Source organism: Streptomyces silvisoli, assembly GCF_029269905.1.
Classification (GTDB): Bacteria; Actinomycetota; Actinomycetes; order Streptomycetales; family Streptomycetaceae; genus Streptantibioticus_A; species Streptantibioticus_A silvisoli_A.
Genome location: NZ_JARJBC010000025.1, coordinates 110659 through 125263, shown reverse-complemented (window position 1 = coordinate 125263; position 14605 = coordinate 110659). Strand labels below are relative to the sequence as shown.

The following is a 14605-nucleotide window of genomic DNA, read 5'->3' as shown; positions in this document are numbered from 1 at the left end:
ACGCTGCCGCCGAGGTGCGCGTGCGTGGGTGAGGGGTGAGTGACGAGTCCCCTGGCCAAGCTGCGCCCGCCCCGTCTGACAACGCGACCGGCTCCGGAGACAAGCTCCGGAGCCGGTCGCGGGGGGGTGAGAAAGTCTGCATCGGCGGATGCTGGGTGGGCTGGTTGGCGTGCTTCTGCTTGCTCTTGCGGGTCTCGCTCTTGGCCATCAACATCACAACTGGCCGTACGTGGGGAAATCTGGTCGGCTGCTGTCAGAACTCGCTGTTGGCCTATTGATCGATACGGTGAGCGGTGACACTGGTGAAGCCGTCGCCAGTGGTTGGCTTCCTGCGGCGATCAGGACCGTAGATGGCAGTGAGAAACGGCGTGACTCCCTCGAAGATACCCTGCGATGGGCACCCAGCATCGCCAGCCTGCCCTTGCGCTTCGCCGTCGAAGACATCCTGTAGGGCACCCAGTCCAGCCCGTCTCCTTCTCCCGATCGCGCCGCCGAACCGGGGCATCGGGTCGTCAACCCGCGGACGCCTCCGCCAGGGCCGTGAAAGTAGGGCGGCGTAGGGCCTGGGGCAGGGTCTGATGCCAGTCGTCCAGGGCGGTGAGGCCGACGGTGGTCCAGCGGGCGTGGTGGAGGACGCTGTATGTGGGGCGGCGGGCCGGGGAGGGGAAGGCCGAGGAGGTCGTCGGCCTGATGCGGTCGGGGTCGAGACCGCTCAGCGCGTACACCGCCCGGGCCAGCCCGAACCAGGTGGTGCTGCCGCTCGCCGTGCCGTGGTAAACGCCGGCCGGGGCGCACCCGGCGTGAGCGGACCGGCCGAGCGCTGCCAGTCGGCGGGCCAGGGCGTACGACCAAGTGGGCTGTCCGTACTGGTCGTTGACCACCTCCACGGTGTCGCGCTGAGCGGCGAGCCTGAGCATGGTGGCGACGAAGTTCGGCCCGTGCTCGCCGTACAGCCAGGCGGTGCGGACGGTGTAGCCGTGCTCCGGCAGCAACTCGGCGACGGCCCGCTCACCGGCCAGCTTGGAGCGCCCGTATGCGTTTACGGGGCCGGTGGGCGCGGACTCGGCGTACGGCTCGGTGGCGTCTCCGGGAAGCACGTAGTCAGTGGAGACGTGCAGCAGTCGGGAGCCTGCCCCGGCACAGGCGGTGGCGAGGTGGCGGACTCCGGTGCCGTTGACAGCGGTTGCCGCCGCTTCAGCCGCCTCGGCGCCGTCCACGTCCGTCCAGGCCGCGCAGTTGACGACCACGTCGTGGCCGCGAACCGCCTTGAACACGGCGTCCCGATCGGTGATGTCGAGGTCGGCCCGGGTGAGTGCCGTGACGTTCTCTCCGGAGTGCGCCAGGACCGAGCACAGGTCCCGGCCGAGCATCCCACCGGCACCCGTGACCAGCCAGCGTATGTCGCTCATGAGCCCACCCTGCACCGCTCGACTTGAGTCGGCCTCGACATCGGCTGGACGCGCGATGGGAATACCGGTTCAAGCCGGATTCAAGTAATGCGTGAGACCCCGTTGAAAAGGTACCGGCGAAGACTTTTCCGGTGGGGGGTGAACCAGAATTCCATGACGATCACCGAGCTCGAATCGGCGACACTGCGCGACTGTCTGGCGCGCTGGCCCAGTGGTGTGGCTGTAGTGACCACCTTGGACCAAAGCGGGGCCAGGCGAGGATTCACCGCGACGGCCTTCTCGTCGCTTTCGTCGAGCCCGCCCCTGGTGCTGGTCTGCCTTGACCGGAGCGCTGACTGCCATCCCGCGTTCGACGGCGCCGAGGCGATGGCCGTTCACCTGCTCCGGGACGACCAGGCCCAGTTGGCGGCGCGATTCGCCACCAAGGCGGTGGACAAGTACGGCGGCTTGGCGTCCACTCCCGGACTGGGTCGCGTGCCACTCCTGGACGGTGTACTCGGGCGCCTGGAGTGCGAGTTGGTCAACCGGTTCGACGGCGGCGACCACGTGATCCTGGTGGGGCTGGTCCGGCGCTGCGAAGTGTTCCCCGGTGAGCCGCTGGTCTACTGCGGTCGGGTCTTCCGCTCCCTGCCTCCCGAAGAAAGTCCAGCGTGAGTCACGGGAATTCAGTCCGAGGAGCGGACGTCGAGTCGTCCTCAAGCGGCAGCCGCGAGCATTCCTCCAACTTCGAGGAAGGAACTGTCATATGTCCAGTCGCGTCGTGATCACCGGAATCGGGGTGCGCGCACCGGGGGCATCCGGAACCAAAGAGTTCTGGGACCTGCTGAGTTCGGGCCGCACCGCGACCCGCCGGATCAGCTTCTTCAACCCCTCGCCGTACCGGTCCCAGGTGGCCGGGGAATGCGACTTCGACCCCGAGGCCGAAGGGCTGAGCGCGAGGGAGGTCAGGCGCATGGACCGGGCCACGCAGTTCGCCGTCATATGCGCCGACGACGCGATCGCCGACAGCGGTCTGGAGGTGGGGCGCCTCGACCCGCACCGGGTCGGGGTGAGCCTGGGCAGCGCGGTGGCCGCCTCCACCAGCCTGGACGTCGAGTACCAGATCCTGTCCGACGCGGGGCGGCGCTGGACGGTGAGCCCCGAATACCTGTCACCGCACATGTTCGACTACCTCACACCAGGTGTGATGCCTGCCGAGTTGGCCTGGCGGATCGGCGCCGAGGGTCCCGTGACGATGGTCTCCAACGGCTGCACGTCAGGGCTCGACGCGGTCGGCAACGCCGCTCAGGTGATCCGCGAGGGTGCCGCGGACATCATGCTGGCCGGAGCCACCGACACGCCGATCACCCCGATCGTCGTCGCCTGCTTCGACGCCATCAAGGCAACCACCACGTACAACGACGACCCCGAGCATGCCTCTCGCCCCTTCGACGCCACTCGCAACGGGTTCGTACTCGCCGAGGGCTCGGCCATCTTCGTACTCGAGAAGCTCGAGCACGCCATCGACCGGGACGCGCACATCTACGCCGAGGTGAGCGGCTACGCCACCCGGAGCAACGCTTACCACATGACGGGCCTGAAGAAGGACGGCCGCGAGATGGCCGAGGCGATCGGTGCCGCACTGGCCGAAGCGGGGAGGAACGCCGAGGACCTCGACTACATCAACGCCCATGGTTCGGGCACCAAGCAGAACGACTGGCACGAGACGGCCGCTTTGAAGCGCAGTCTCGGACACCACGCGTACGGAACGCCGGTCAGCTCGATCAAGTCGATGGTCGGTCACTCGCTGGGCGCCATCGGATCCGTTGAGATCGCCGCCAGTCTGCTGGCGATCGAGAACAACGTCGTACCGCCGACCGCCAACCTGCACCAGGCAGACCCTGAGTGCGACCTCGACTATGTGCCGGTCACCGCCCGTGAGCAGCAGGTGGACACCGTGCTGAGCGTGGGCAGCGGCTTCGGTGGTTTCCAAAGCGCAATCGTGCTGAACCGGCCGGGAGGAACGCGATGACTACCGCTGTGGTGACGGGCCTTGGTGTGGTGGCCCCCAACGGGCTGGGCACCGAGGACTTCTGGAAGGCAACGTTGGACGGCCGCGACGCGATCGCGGAGATCACCCGGTTCGACCCCGCGCCGTACGCGGCCAAGCGCGCCGGTGAGGTGCTGGACTTCGACTCCGCCGAGCACATCTCCCCGCGCCTGCTGCCGCAGACCGACATCTCCACCCGGTTCGCACTGGCCGCCGCCGACTGGGCGCTGGCGGACGCCGCGGTGAAGCCGTCCGAGCAGGTGGACTTCGATATGTCGGTGGTGACCGCCAACGCCCTGGGTGGCTTCGAGTTCACCCATCGGGAGCTCAGGAAGCTGTGGTCCAAGGGGCCGGAGCATGTGAGCGTCTACGAGTCGTTCGCCTGGTTCTACGCGGTCAACACCGGGCAGATCTCGATCCGGCACGGAATGCGGGGGCCCTGCAAGGCACTTGTCGCCGAGCAGGCAGGTGGTCTGGACGCGATCGGCCACGCCCGACGGACCGTGCGGCAGGGCGTGGGCCTCGTCGTCACCGGCGGCGTGGACTCCGCCCTCGATCCGTGGGGTTGGGCCTCCCAGCTCTCCGGCGGCCGGGTGAGCGCCACTGCCTACCAGCCATTCGATGTGAACGCCAGTGGCTACATCCCGGGTGAGGGCGGGGCGATCCTCGTCGTCGAGGAACTGGCGGCGGCTCGCCGCCGAGGCGCCGGACAGGTCTACGGCGCGATCACCGGGTACGCCTCCACCTTCGACCCGGCGCCCGGTTCCCCCCGCCCACCGGCGCTGCGTCGGGCGATCGAACTCGCGCTGGCGGATGCCGGATTGACCGCTGGGCAGGTCGACGTGGTGTTCGCCGACGCGGTCGGCGTCAGTGAACTCGACCGGCAGGAGGCCGAGGCGATCTCGGCCGTCTTCGGACCGTCGGGTGTTCCGGTGACCGCGCCCAAGACGCTAACCGGCCGTCTGTACTCCGGCGGCGGACCGCTGGACGTGGTCGCTGCCCTGCTGTCCATCCGGGACAGCGTGATCCCCTCGACCGCCAACGTCTCGCAGGTCCCAGCCGACTACCGGATCGATCTGGTCCGCGGTGAGCCGCGCTACCAGGCCGTGTCGCACGCCCTTGTGCTGGCGCGCGGCAAGTGGGGCTTCAACACGGCGATCGTCGTCAGCGCCCTGAATTGCTGACAACCTGTCACACTACGACACGGGAAAGAGGAATCAACGATGAGCAAGGCCATCACGGTCGACGACCTGCGCAGCATCCTGGCCAGGTGCGCGGGATTCGAGGAGGGCGACGGGCTGGAGGGGGAGATCCTCGACAAGACCTTCGAGGCGCTCGGCTACGACTCGCTGGCGCTGATGGAGACGGCGGCCGTGCTCCAGCGGGAGTACGGCATCGTGATCCCCGATGACGAGCTGTTCAACACCGACACTCCGCGGGCGCTGCTCGACCGGGCCAAGCGAGCAGTGGCCAGCGCCAGTTGACGTTCCACCGCTCGCGCGGCCGAGGCCGACAGACCTCTCACACGCCGCGAGAGGTCTGTCGGCTCCGGGACGTACGCCAGTCACCACACCTGTGCCGGGTGTCCAGCGCTCAGCAGGAAGTCGAAGCTGCCTGCCGGGAGTTCGGCGGGGTTCTTCAGCATCTCCCGGTGCAGCATCTGCAGGCGGTGCGAGGGTTCGACCCCCAACTCCCTGATCAGGCTGGCGCGGAGGTTCCGGAAAACGGTCAGTGCCCGCCAGGCCGCTCCCGAGCGATGCAGGGCGACCATGAGCATGGCGCAGAAGTTCTCGTGAATCGGGTTCTGGGCGACCAGCATCTGCAGTTCGGGAACAAGGGTGGAGTGTTTGCCGTGGAGGAGGTCGGCGACGATACGCCGCTCGTACACCCGCATCCGGCTCTCCTCCAGCCCGATGAACTCCATCTGGAGCACCCGTCCGATCGGTACGTCCACCAAGGCCGGGCCGCGCCACAGGTCCAGCGCCCGGGCGAGGAGGCGCGAGGCGCTGGCGGCATCCCCTGCCGCCAGCGCGGCGTCGCCCTCGGTCGACAGCCGTTCGAACTCGCGCAGATCGGAGGAGCTGGGATCCGCCTTCAACTGGTACCCGTTGAAGTGGGTGACGATTAAGTCCTTGGCCTCCGAGCCGGAACCCGCGTGCAGGGACAGGGTGATCAGTCGTCGTAGCTGCAGGATGTAGGTCTGCAGCGTGCAGGCGCTGCTGCGCGGGATGTCGCTCCCCCAGATCTCGTCGATCAGGGCCGAGACCGGGACAACCCGGCCCCGGCGAAGGGCGAGCAGGGCGAGCAACTGCCTCGGCTTTCGCGCGGTGGGTACGATCGACATTCCGTTGATCGTCACCGTCATCGGCCCGAGCAGGCCGATTTCCATGGTTTCAATGCGCCGGGTCGCGGCAGGCGCGAGCACGACAGAACTCTGGCTAATTTTTCTCATCCCCCGATGATTTTCCAGACAGCGCGCATATGACTGATTGCGTCGTGCGCGTATCCATCCGCCGTTTTTGATCATATGCGTGTGTCCACAGGCATGTCCACAGCCGAAGATCCGGGCATGCTCGATCGCGGATATACCGCTGTTCCAGTGCCCTCGCGGAGGCTGTGCCGGACCGGACGGACACGGATGAGGGGAGCCACATGGTCATGGCACACACTCTGAAAACACTCTTCGTGGCAGCGGGCAGCCCGGCCACGGTCTTCGCCCTTGCCCCGCTCGCAACGGCGGCGCGCAACGCGGGACATGAGGTCTTCGTAGCGGCCACCGAGGACATGATGCCGGTCGTCGTCGGGGCGGGCCTGCCCGGGGTGGCGGTCACCGGCAAGACCATGCGCGACTATATGTTCGCGACCCGCGATGGCGTTCCGCTCGTGCTGCCGACGGACACCACGACCCGGCTGCACTTCGGCGGTCACGGCTTCGGGCGGCTGGCGGCCGACAGCATGGCGGCGTTGCGCGCGCTGGGCAGGGCCTGGCGACCGGATATCGTCATCGGCGGCACGCTGTCCTTCGCTGCCGGACTGCTCGCCGCGGAGTTGGGCGTACCATACGTCCGGCACGCCTGGGACATGGGCGAGCCGGTCGAGATGGACCTGGGGGCCGAGGAGGAACTGGCGCCGGAGCTGGCCCGACTCGGCCTGGAGCGGCTGCCCGAGCCGCGGCTGTGGATCCACATCTGCCCGCCGCGCATGCTCACCCCGGACGCGGCGGTCGGCGCGGTGATGCGTTTCGTACCCACCGGCCGGCAGCGGCAGTTGGAACCGTGGATGTACACCGCCGGCGACAGGCCCCGGATCTGTGTCACGGCGGGCAGCCGGGTCAGCCGCGACCAGGATCTCGACTTCCTGGAAGGGCTGGTGGCCGAGGTCGGAAGGCTCGATGTGGAGTTGGTCATCGCCGCACCGGAGGAGGCCGCAGCGGCCCTGACGCGGCCCCAAGTGCGGGCTGGCTGGCTGCCGTTGGGCACTGTGCTGCGCACCTGCGACGCGCTGGTGCACTCGGGCGGCGGCCAGACCGCGCTCACCGCGATGCAGGCAGGCGTTCCGCAACTGGTGGTGCCCAACATGCCCAAGCTGGTGTCGCATTCGCGGCGGCTCTCCGAGTTCGGCGCGGCCATCACACTGCTTCCCGGGCAGGACACTTGCGAAGCCATCACCGCCGCCTGCCACCAGTTGGTGTCGGAGCCGTCCTACACCCAGCGGTCCCGGGAGTTGGCCGCCGACATCGCCGCACTGCCCGACCCGGCCGAAGTACTCAGTCTGGTTGAGCAGTTGGCGGTGGGGTGAGCCTGCTCACCGGTCCAGGCCTGCCGCCCGTCGGATGCCGGCCAGCAGGTCGGCCTGGGCCAGGCAGTCAGCCGACGCGCAACTCCCGGTGCGCACCGCCGAGACGAAGGCGGTGAGCGTGTTGGCGACCTGGTCGTCCGGGGGCAGCGGGTACGAGCGGGTGCCCGCCCGGGACTCGATCAGGATCCGCGGCGGGTGGTCCGCGGGCGGAGTGAAGGCGCGGTCGACGAGGATGCGGCCGCTGCTCCCGGACAGCTCGTAACGGGACTGGTAGGCATGCTCCATGCCGAAGGCCAGGTGTGCCGTGACCCCGTCGCGGGCCCGCAGCAGCGCGGCACCGGCGGTGTCGACTCGACGGCCGGGAGTGTGTTCGAGGACGGCGCCCCGCACCTCCAGTTTCCCCCGCAGGAAGTGCACGGCCGCGCGTACCGGGTACACCCCGACGTCGTAGAGGCTTCCGCCGCCGAGCTCGGGCTGGTGCCGGATGTCGTCGTCGGGCAGGGCCGGGATTGTGAACGTCGCGTGTAGGGACCGCAGTTCGCCGATCTCACCCTCGGCCACCAGTCGGCTGACCGTCGCGTGCTGGGCGTGGTGGACGAACATGACGTTCTCCATCAGCACTACTGCGCGGGCGCGGGCGGTGTCGAGGAGTTCGCGGGTGCGGGCCGGGTCGGTGGTGAGCGGCTTCTCGGCGAGCACGTGTTTGCCGGCCGCCAACGCCGCCTCGACCCATGGCGCGTGCAGCGCCGCGGGCAGCGGAACGTACACGGCCCGCACGGTGTCGTCCGCCAGCAGCGCCTCGTACCCGACGACCGGACGGCAGTCGAACTGCCGGGCCGTCTCGGCGGCCTTGGCGGCATCCCGGCTGGCGACCGCCGCGAGCTCGATGAGGGGGTGAGCCTTCATGGCGGGCAGTATGCGGCGCCGGGCGATCTCGGCGCAGCCCATGACTCCGACTCTCAGCACCTGGGGCACTCCGTGGTTGAGGGGACGAGGGTGACCACGCAACCATCGCGGCACGGACTCGACGCCCGCTCGAAGGACGGCGGAAGTCGACCACGCCCGAGCGCCGCGTTGCCGAGAGTCGAGTGAACCACGAGCGCGGACAGCGACTGTCGTAGGCGATCAGGCGTGGATACGGAGGTGGGAGACGATGAGTGATTCTCCGCGGGGTGGTTGGGCGGCGGATGCCTTCACCGGGGTCGCCGAGGCGTTCGAGGCGAACTTCGCCGCGGGTTTGGAAGTGGGCGCGGCGGTGTGCGTCTATCACCGCGGCGAGCCGGTGGTCGACCTGCGGGGCGGCTTCGCGGACGAGCGGGGGGTGGATCCATGGCGTCCCGACACGCTGGGGCTGCTCGCCTCGCCGACCAAGGCGCTGGTCGCGGTGTCGGCGCTGCGGCTGGTGGATCAGGGGCTGCTCGATCTCGACGCTCCGGTGGCCGACCACTGGCCCCAGTTCGCGGCGCACGGCAAGGCGGGGATCAGCCTGCGGATGCTGCTTAGCCACCGCTCCGGTGTGGTGTGCCTGGACCATGCCCCGATCACCAACGAGGCCATGCGCACCCATCTGCCGATCGCCGAGGCACTGGCCGAAGCGCGGCCGGAGTGGGAGCCGGACACCGCGCATGGATACCACGGGATCACCTTCGGCTATCTGGTCAGCGAGCTGCTGCGACGACGTACCGGGCTCACCGTCGGCAGGTACTTCGCCCGGGAGATCGCCGAGCCGCTGGGTCTTGAGTGCCACATCGGTGTGCCGGACCCGGACAGCGCACACCTGGCGACGATGTTCCCGTCCAAGGCCGAGGCTCTTTTCGCGGGCGACGAGCACGACCTGGCCGCCTTCCTCGACCCGAGCACACTGACCTACCGGGCGATGATGGGCAGTCTGGCCCTGGACGTGGCGGCGCTGGACCCGACGTGGGAGGACCCGTCCTACGGCGGGCGGGCCAGCGCCCGGTCGCTCGCCCGCTTCATGGCCGCGTTGATCGGCGAGGTCGACGGGGTACGGCTGCTGAGCCCGGCCGTCGTCGCGGAGATGACGCGCGTACACTCCAAGGGCCACTGCCTGGTGACGCAGACGCTCTGCAACTGGGGCCTGGGGGTGCAGCTTCCCGACCATCCGGTCTTCCCGGCAGAGGTCGGGCTGACCACTGCCTTCGGACTCAGCGCCGCCAACGGTTCCTACATCTTCGCCGACCCCGAGCACGATCTCGCCTTCGGCTACATGCAGAACGCCGGCTCCCCGGTGATGGGCACGCTGGACGACCGGCCCCGCCGACTCATCGAAGCCGTCTACCGCTGCGCCGGAACGCTTCGCTGACCGCCTGGCCGAAACAAGCGCCCGTCTCGATGCCCACCGTCCTGGGCGGTGGGCATCGGGGCGGGCGCGAGGTCGTTCGGCGGACCGTCAGTCGTCGAGGTCCAAAGCGCTGACGGCGTAGGCGGCCGCACCCGGTCCAGGTTGCAGCACCACGTGGCCCGCAGCGGAGTTGGCGTCGCGCCACAGCCGCTGCAAGGGGTGGTGCACGCTGTGCCCGGCGGTACCCGAGGCACGGAACAGCTGGTTGACCGCGGTCACCAGGAGATCCGCCGCAAGGGCGCAGTCGCGCTGGTTGCGGGCCCGTTCCAGGGGCGAGGCCTGTGCTCCCCGGTCGGCGACGCGAGCGGCTCGTTCCAGCAGCAGCCGGCCTGCGTCGATGGTGCCGGAGGCGCGGGCCAGGGTCTCCTCGTAGAAACCGCGGGTCGGACCGGGCTGCTTGGGCGACCAGGAGCGGATCTTCTGCGCGGCATAGGACGACCACAGGCCGAGCGCGCCCTCGGCGGCACCGAGGATGGGCAGGGTGAAGAACAATCCATTCACCGCCGTCAGGGGGACGCTGTGGCAGGGCGGCGCGGAGGAGGCGGCGGCGCCTTCGAGGAGGTCGGTGAGCGGGGAGCTCAGGCTGGCGGGTACGAAGACGTCCTCGGCGACGAGGGTGTCGCTTCCGGTCGCCCGCATCCCGACATCCGACCAGGTCCTCTTCACCTGGTAGTCGGCGCGCGGAATGCAGAACAGACGCGGTTCGTACCCCGTGTCGGACTTCGCCACGCCGCACACCAGCGCCCAGTCGGAGTGGGCGACGGCGCTGATGTACGGCCACGTCCCGGACAGCAGCCAGCCGTCCTGCTCGGGGTGGGCCCGGCCGATCGGGGAGACCCCTCCCACGACCAGGGCGTCGGGCCCGTCCCGCCAGACCTGCTTGCGACCCTCCTCCGGCAGGTAGCCGACCATCCTGGCCATGCTCGCCGCCAGTGATGCGCACCAAGCCGTCGCCGGGCACTTCGCGCCGATCACGGCGACGGCGGCGCTCAGCTCCGCGAAGGTGCCGGCCGTCCCGCCGTGCTCCACGCCCACGAAGTGGCGTCCAAATCCGGCCGCCATGACCGCCTGCATCACGTCATGGCTCAACTGCCGTTCTTTCTCGGCGCGTTCGGCATCGTGAGCCGCGAGTGCCGCGACGTCATGCGCGGCCTGCGCCAACCCTGGCTCGGGCGAGGTAAGTTCGGGCATCTCCTGGCCTCCTGGACTCGGCTTCAGTGCCGATGGTGCGTCCAGCTGTTCGCAGCGAGCTCGAACTCCGCTTGAGCTCATCGTGCCCGGGATCGCTGAGAATCGATTCAAGTGAGCCTCAAGGGGCCCCTCACAGTCTGAGCGCGGGTGACACCGACGAGTCGGCGACAGCGGCCCGCCGAGAACGGTGAGCGAAGAGGGGGGCTATACAGCCGCTTGGCCGGCGCCGGACACCCCATCTGAATAGCAATGGAAATCTGCCCGCTGTTAGTAGCCCCAAACGGCGGCCTTCCTAGGGGGAATTGAGATTATTCAGAACGCAGTGGCGCCGCAGCCCGTTGAAGCGCCGGACGAGCAGACGATGGAAATCAACGTGCTGGGCCCGATCGGAGTCCGGATCGGCGGCCGGTCCGTGGTCCCGACCGCAGGCAAGCCGAAGCAGGTGCTCACCTTGTTGGCACTGCGCTGCGGACGGGTTGTGCCGGTGTCCACGCTCATGGAGGAGATCTGGGGCGACAAGGTGCCGCGCAGCGGTACCACGACACTGCAGACGTACATCCTGCAATTGCGCAAGCTCATCGCCGGTTCCCTTCCGGCCCGAAGCCGGACAAGTGCGAAGGAACTGCTGATCACCCACTTCAACGGCTACCAACTGGCCATCACTCCAAGCGCTTTCGACCTGCGCGAGTTCGAGCGGCTCACGGTCGAGGGCGACGCCGCGCTGGCGGCCGGGGACGCGGAGACCGCCTCCCGCCAACTGGGACGCGCACTGGAGCTGTGGAGCGGTCCGGCCCTGATGAACGTACCGGCCGGGCAGGTCTTGGAGATGGAGGCGATGGGCATGGAGGAGGCTCGGATGCGGGCCCAGGAGCTGCGGATCCTGGCCGACCTCCAGTTGGGCCGGCACGCCATGTTGATTCCCGAGCTGCGGATGCTGGTCGCCCAGTGCCCGATGCACGAGAACTTCTGCGCCATGTTGATGATCGCTCTGCAGCGCTCGGGCGCACCGTGGCGGGCGCTTCAGGTCTTCCGCAACCTACGGCAGATCCTCATCGGCGAGCTCGGCGTCGAACCCTCCAACCGACTGCAGAGACTGCACCAGGCGGTGCTGTCGAACGTCCCGGACCTACCGCTGGCCGCCTACGACCTGGCCTGAACCACCTGACCGTGAAGTCAGAACCCTAGTTACGCCAAGGAGGCTTTCGTGTCCCCAGCAGCCAAAGAGCCGGTTCTCCAGGAGGTGGCCGCCGATGTCCTCGCCTATCTCCAGCCGGAGGGCGGTTGGTGCGTCAGCAACGCCGGTGTCATCGCGTCCGGCGGATCAGTCGCGCTGATCGACACCGCGGCGACCGAGGCGCGCACCCGCCGTCTTCGCCAGCAGGTGCTCGCCGACGGCCGTTCGGCTCCGTTCGCCCTGGTCAATACGCACTCCCACGGTGACCACACCTTCGGGAACTTCCTCTTCCCCGAGGCCACCGTGATCGCCCACGCCAGCGCCCGCGACGAGATGGCCCGGGCCGGGCTGCACCTGACCGAGCTGTGGCCGGAGGTGGCCTGGGGTGGCGTCGAGGTGCGGCTGCCCGCGGTCACCTACCAGGACCGACTGACCCTGCACGTCGGCGAGTTGACCGCCGAACTGATGCATCTCGGGCTGGCGCACACCGCCAATGACACCGTTGTCTGGATCCCGGAGCGGAAGGTGCTGTTCACCGGCGACATCGTGATGTCCGGGTTCACTCCGTTCGTGCCGCTCGGTTCGATCTCCGGTTCACTCAAGGCGATCCAGCATCTGCGCACCCTCGGTGCCACGACCGTGGTGACCGGGCACGGCCCAGTGGCTGGGCCGGAGGTCTTCGACGTGACCGAGGCGTACCTGCGGTGGATGCAGCAGCTGGCCGCGGACGGGATCGCCGCGGGCATGGCACCGCTGGAGGTGGCGCGCCAGGCCGAACTGGGCCGGTTCGCCGAACTCGGTGAGCCAGAGCGGCTGGTGGCCAACCTGCACCGCGCCTACGCCGAGCACCGCGACCCGGAGGCCGAACTCGACTTCGGTGTCCTGCTGAAGGAAATGGGCGTCATCTTCGGTGAGATGACGGACTACCATGGCGGCCCGCTGACCTGCTGCGCCTGAGCCGTCCGCGACAGGGAGCTGGCCCTCGCTCACCGCGAGGGCCAGCTCCCTGTCTGTCCGTCATGCGCCGAGGCTGTCCCACATCGCGGTCATGGACTCGGCCACGGTGAACCGCGGTTGCCAGTCCAGGGCCGAGGTGGCCAGAGAGATGTCGGCCCTAGTCCAGTCGCCCCCGTGGCTGTGCACCACGCCACCGGTCTCCCGGACGGTGTCGGGGGACAGGTCGGCCGCCCGCAGCAACTTCCCCACCAGGGTCCGCACACCGACGGCGGTACCGCTGCCGATGTTCAGCAGGAGTGGCGCCTCGGGCAGCAGCGCCGCGCGCACGATCGCCGCTGCGGCGTCCCGGACGTCGACGTAGTCCCGTCGCGCATCGGAGATGGTCAGCTCGATCCCGGCGGACAGGTCGTCGTGGCGCAGTCGCCGGGCCAGCGAGCCCAGGAAGGTCTCGGCCGCCGGATACGGGCCGATGGTGTTGGCCAGCCGGACCACCACACCGTCGATCCCGTCCGGCCCCGCAGCGTCGAGCACCGTCTCGGACGCGGCGAGCTTGACCCGTGCGTAGAGGCTGTCCGGTGCGGGGGGCAGCTTCTCGTGGATCGAACTCCCCTCGGGCACCGGACCGTACTCGTGCAGCGTGCCGATGTGCACCAGGCGCACACGGTTCGGCAGGCGGCGCAGCGCGTCGACGACGTGTTCGACGGGCCGGACGTTCAGCCGGCGCATTTCCGCTTCGGCCGAGCCCCAGCCGGTGAAGGCGTTGACCACGGTGTCGACGCGTTCGCGGGTGAGGAGTGCGGCCAGTTCGGCGCCGCCGGTGGCCACCAGGTCGAGCGGCACGAACCGGTGCAGGGCCGCGTGTGGTGCCGGGTTGCGGGCGACGGCGACCACCGTGTGCCCCTGCTCCGCGAAGGCGGCGCAGACGTGCCTGCCCACCGAGCCGGTGCCGCCCAGCACCGCGACTCGGCGCGAGGTCACGCGTTCACCTGCCGCTGGTCGACGCAGTCCTCGTACTTCGGGAGCAGTCCGCGTTCCAGCGCCTCGTTCAGGCTCATCGCGGCGCGGTCCCGGTCGGAGACGATGAACTCGGTCTCCTTCGGCCAAGGCAGGGCGAGTTCGGGGTCGAACGGGTCGATCGACTGCTCGAGTTCAGGCACGTAGCTGGTCGACATCAGGTAGGACATCGTCGTGTCATCCTCCAGTGCTAGGAAGGTGTGGCCGACCCCGATGGGCAGGTAGACGGCGCGGGACGACTCGGCGTCGAGTTCGACGCAGTCCCATGTGCCGAACGTGGGCGAGCCGACGCGGATGTCCACGACGAAGTCGAGCGCCCGCCCATGGGCGCAGTAGACGTACTTGGCCTGTCCGGGCGGTGCCGTGGTGAAGTGGATGCCGCGCAGCACTCCGCGGGACGAGTGGCTGAGGTTGGTCTGGGCGACGTGGAACTCGTGGCCGACGCGGGACCGGAAGACGGGGCCCTGCATCGGCGACACGAACACCCCGCGCCTGTCGGGAAAGAGCTCCGGAGTGAATTCGTAACTTCCCGGAACGGCGAGCTCGCGCACATGCATGACGGCATTCCTTGGCTGTTGGCCTATTTGTTGGTGGGAGACTGCGTACCGATGCTGCCAGAGAATCACCGTGTACGGTATGGGAAATGTCGGCGCATCATTCGCCCTCAAGAG

15 protein-coding genes are annotated in these 14605 nt (G+C 68.8%); 9 read left to right on the top strand and 6 right to left on the bottom strand.

The window, feature by feature from the left end; genetic code table 11:
* Window positions 1-148: 148 nt before the first annotated feature.
* A complete protein-coding gene (locus P3G67_RS30110) occupies window positions 149-451 on the top strand; it encodes a hypothetical protein (protein ID WP_276096314.1) in 303 nt (100 codons plus the stop codon).
* 61 nt (window positions 452-512) lie between these two features.
* Here the strand turns inward: P3G67_RS30110 and rfbD are convergent, their stop codons facing one another.
* On the bottom strand, window positions 513-1409 hold the full coding sequence (rfbD, locus tag P3G67_RS30105) for a dTDP-4-dehydrorhamnose reductase (RefSeq protein WP_276096313.1): 897 nt from the start codon (window positions 1407-1409) through the stop codon (window positions 513-515).
* A gap of 153 nt (window positions 1410-1562) precedes the next feature.
* Between rfbD and P3G67_RS30100 the strand changes: the two genes are divergently transcribed.
* The 4 genes from P3G67_RS30100 (at window position 1563) to P3G67_RS30085 (ending at window position 4922) form a co-directional block, all read left to right on the top strand.
* Entirely contained in the window at window positions 1563-2063 is a 501-nt protein-coding gene (locus P3G67_RS30100; protein ID WP_276096312.1) for a flavin reductase family protein, read from the top strand.
* Window positions 2064-2154: 91 nt separating this feature from the next.
* On the top strand, window positions 2155-3420 hold the full coding sequence (locus P3G67_RS30095; RefSeq protein ID WP_276096311.1) for a beta-ketoacyl-[acyl-carrier-protein] synthase family protein: 1266 nt from the start codon (window positions 2155-2157) through the stop codon (window positions 3418-3420).
* Window positions 3417-4622 (top strand): ketosynthase chain-length factor, encoded by a 1206-nt coding sequence (locus P3G67_RS30090; RefSeq protein WP_276096310.1) that lies wholly within the window; start codon window positions 3417-3419, stop codon window positions 4620-4622. Before P3G67_RS30095 ends, P3G67_RS30090 begins: the two co-directional genes overlap by 4 nt.
* Before the next feature lie 39 nt (window positions 4623-4661).
* A complete protein-coding gene (locus P3G67_RS30085) occupies window positions 4662-4922 on the top strand; it encodes an acyl carrier protein (protein WP_276096309.1) in 261 nt (86 codons plus the stop codon).
* An 80-nt stretch (window positions 4923-5002) separates the two neighbouring features.
* Here the strand turns inward: P3G67_RS30085 and P3G67_RS30080 are convergent, their stop codons facing one another.
* Entirely contained in the window at window positions 5003-5965 is a 963-nt protein-coding gene (locus P3G67_RS30080; RefSeq protein ID WP_276096308.1) for an AfsR/SARP family transcriptional regulator, read from the bottom strand.
* A 131-nt stretch (window positions 5966-6096) separates the two neighbouring features.
* On the opposite strand from P3G67_RS30080, the gene P3G67_RS30075 reads away from it, so the two are divergent.
* On the top strand, window positions 6097-7236 hold the full coding sequence (locus P3G67_RS30075; RefSeq protein WP_276096307.1) for a glycosyltransferase: 1140 nt from the start codon (window positions 6097-6099) through the stop codon (window positions 7234-7236).
* A 6-nt stretch (window positions 7237-7242) separates the two neighbouring features.
* Here P3G67_RS30075 and P3G67_RS30070 read toward each other — a convergent pair whose 3' ends face one another.
* A complete protein-coding gene (locus P3G67_RS30070) occupies window positions 7243-8211 on the bottom strand; it encodes a Gfo/Idh/MocA family protein (RefSeq protein ID WP_391858383.1) in 969 nt (322 codons plus the stop codon).
* Window positions 8212-8389: 178 nt separating this feature from the next.
* Between P3G67_RS30070 and P3G67_RS30065 the strand changes: the two genes are divergently transcribed.
* Complete coding sequence (locus P3G67_RS30065; RefSeq protein WP_276096306.1) at window positions 8390-9559, top strand: serine hydrolase domain-containing protein; 1170 nt, start codon at window positions 8390-8392, stop codon at window positions 9557-9559.
* 87 nt (window positions 9560-9646) lie between these two features.
* On the opposite strand, the gene P3G67_RS30060 is transcribed toward P3G67_RS30065, so the two are convergent.
* Complete coding sequence (locus P3G67_RS30060) at window positions 9647-10789, bottom strand: hydrolase (protein ID WP_276096305.1); 1143 nt, start codon at window positions 10787-10789, stop codon at window positions 9647-9649.
* 361 nt (window positions 10790-11150) lie between these two features.
* On the opposite strand from P3G67_RS30060, the gene P3G67_RS30055 reads away from it, so the two are divergent.
* On the top strand, window positions 11151-11945 hold the full coding sequence (locus P3G67_RS30055) for an AfsR/SARP family transcriptional regulator (RefSeq protein WP_276096304.1): 795 nt from the start codon (window positions 11151-11153) through the stop codon (window positions 11943-11945).
* Window positions 11946-11993: 48 nt separating this feature from the next.
* On the top strand, window positions 11994-12920 hold the full coding sequence (locus tag P3G67_RS30050; RefSeq protein WP_276096303.1) for an MBL fold metallo-hydrolase: 927 nt from the start codon (window positions 11994-11996) through the stop codon (window positions 12918-12920).
* A 60-nt stretch (window positions 12921-12980) separates the two neighbouring features.
* On the opposite strand, the gene P3G67_RS30045 is transcribed toward P3G67_RS30050, so the two are convergent.
* The gene (locus P3G67_RS30045; RefSeq protein ID WP_276096302.1) at window positions 12981-13898 is read right to left on the bottom strand and encodes an NAD-dependent epimerase/dehydratase family protein; all 918 of its coding nucleotides are present in this window, start codon (window positions 13896-13898) and stop codon (window positions 12981-12983) included.
* Window positions 13895-14491, bottom strand: coding sequence for a dTDP-4-dehydrorhamnose 3,5-epimerase family protein (locus tag P3G67_RS30040; protein WP_276096301.1), 597 nt, complete (start codon window positions 14489-14491; stop codon window positions 13895-13897). The genes P3G67_RS30045 and P3G67_RS30040 overlap by 4 nt, the downstream gene beginning before the upstream one ends.
* Window positions 14492-14605: the final 114 nt, after the last annotated feature.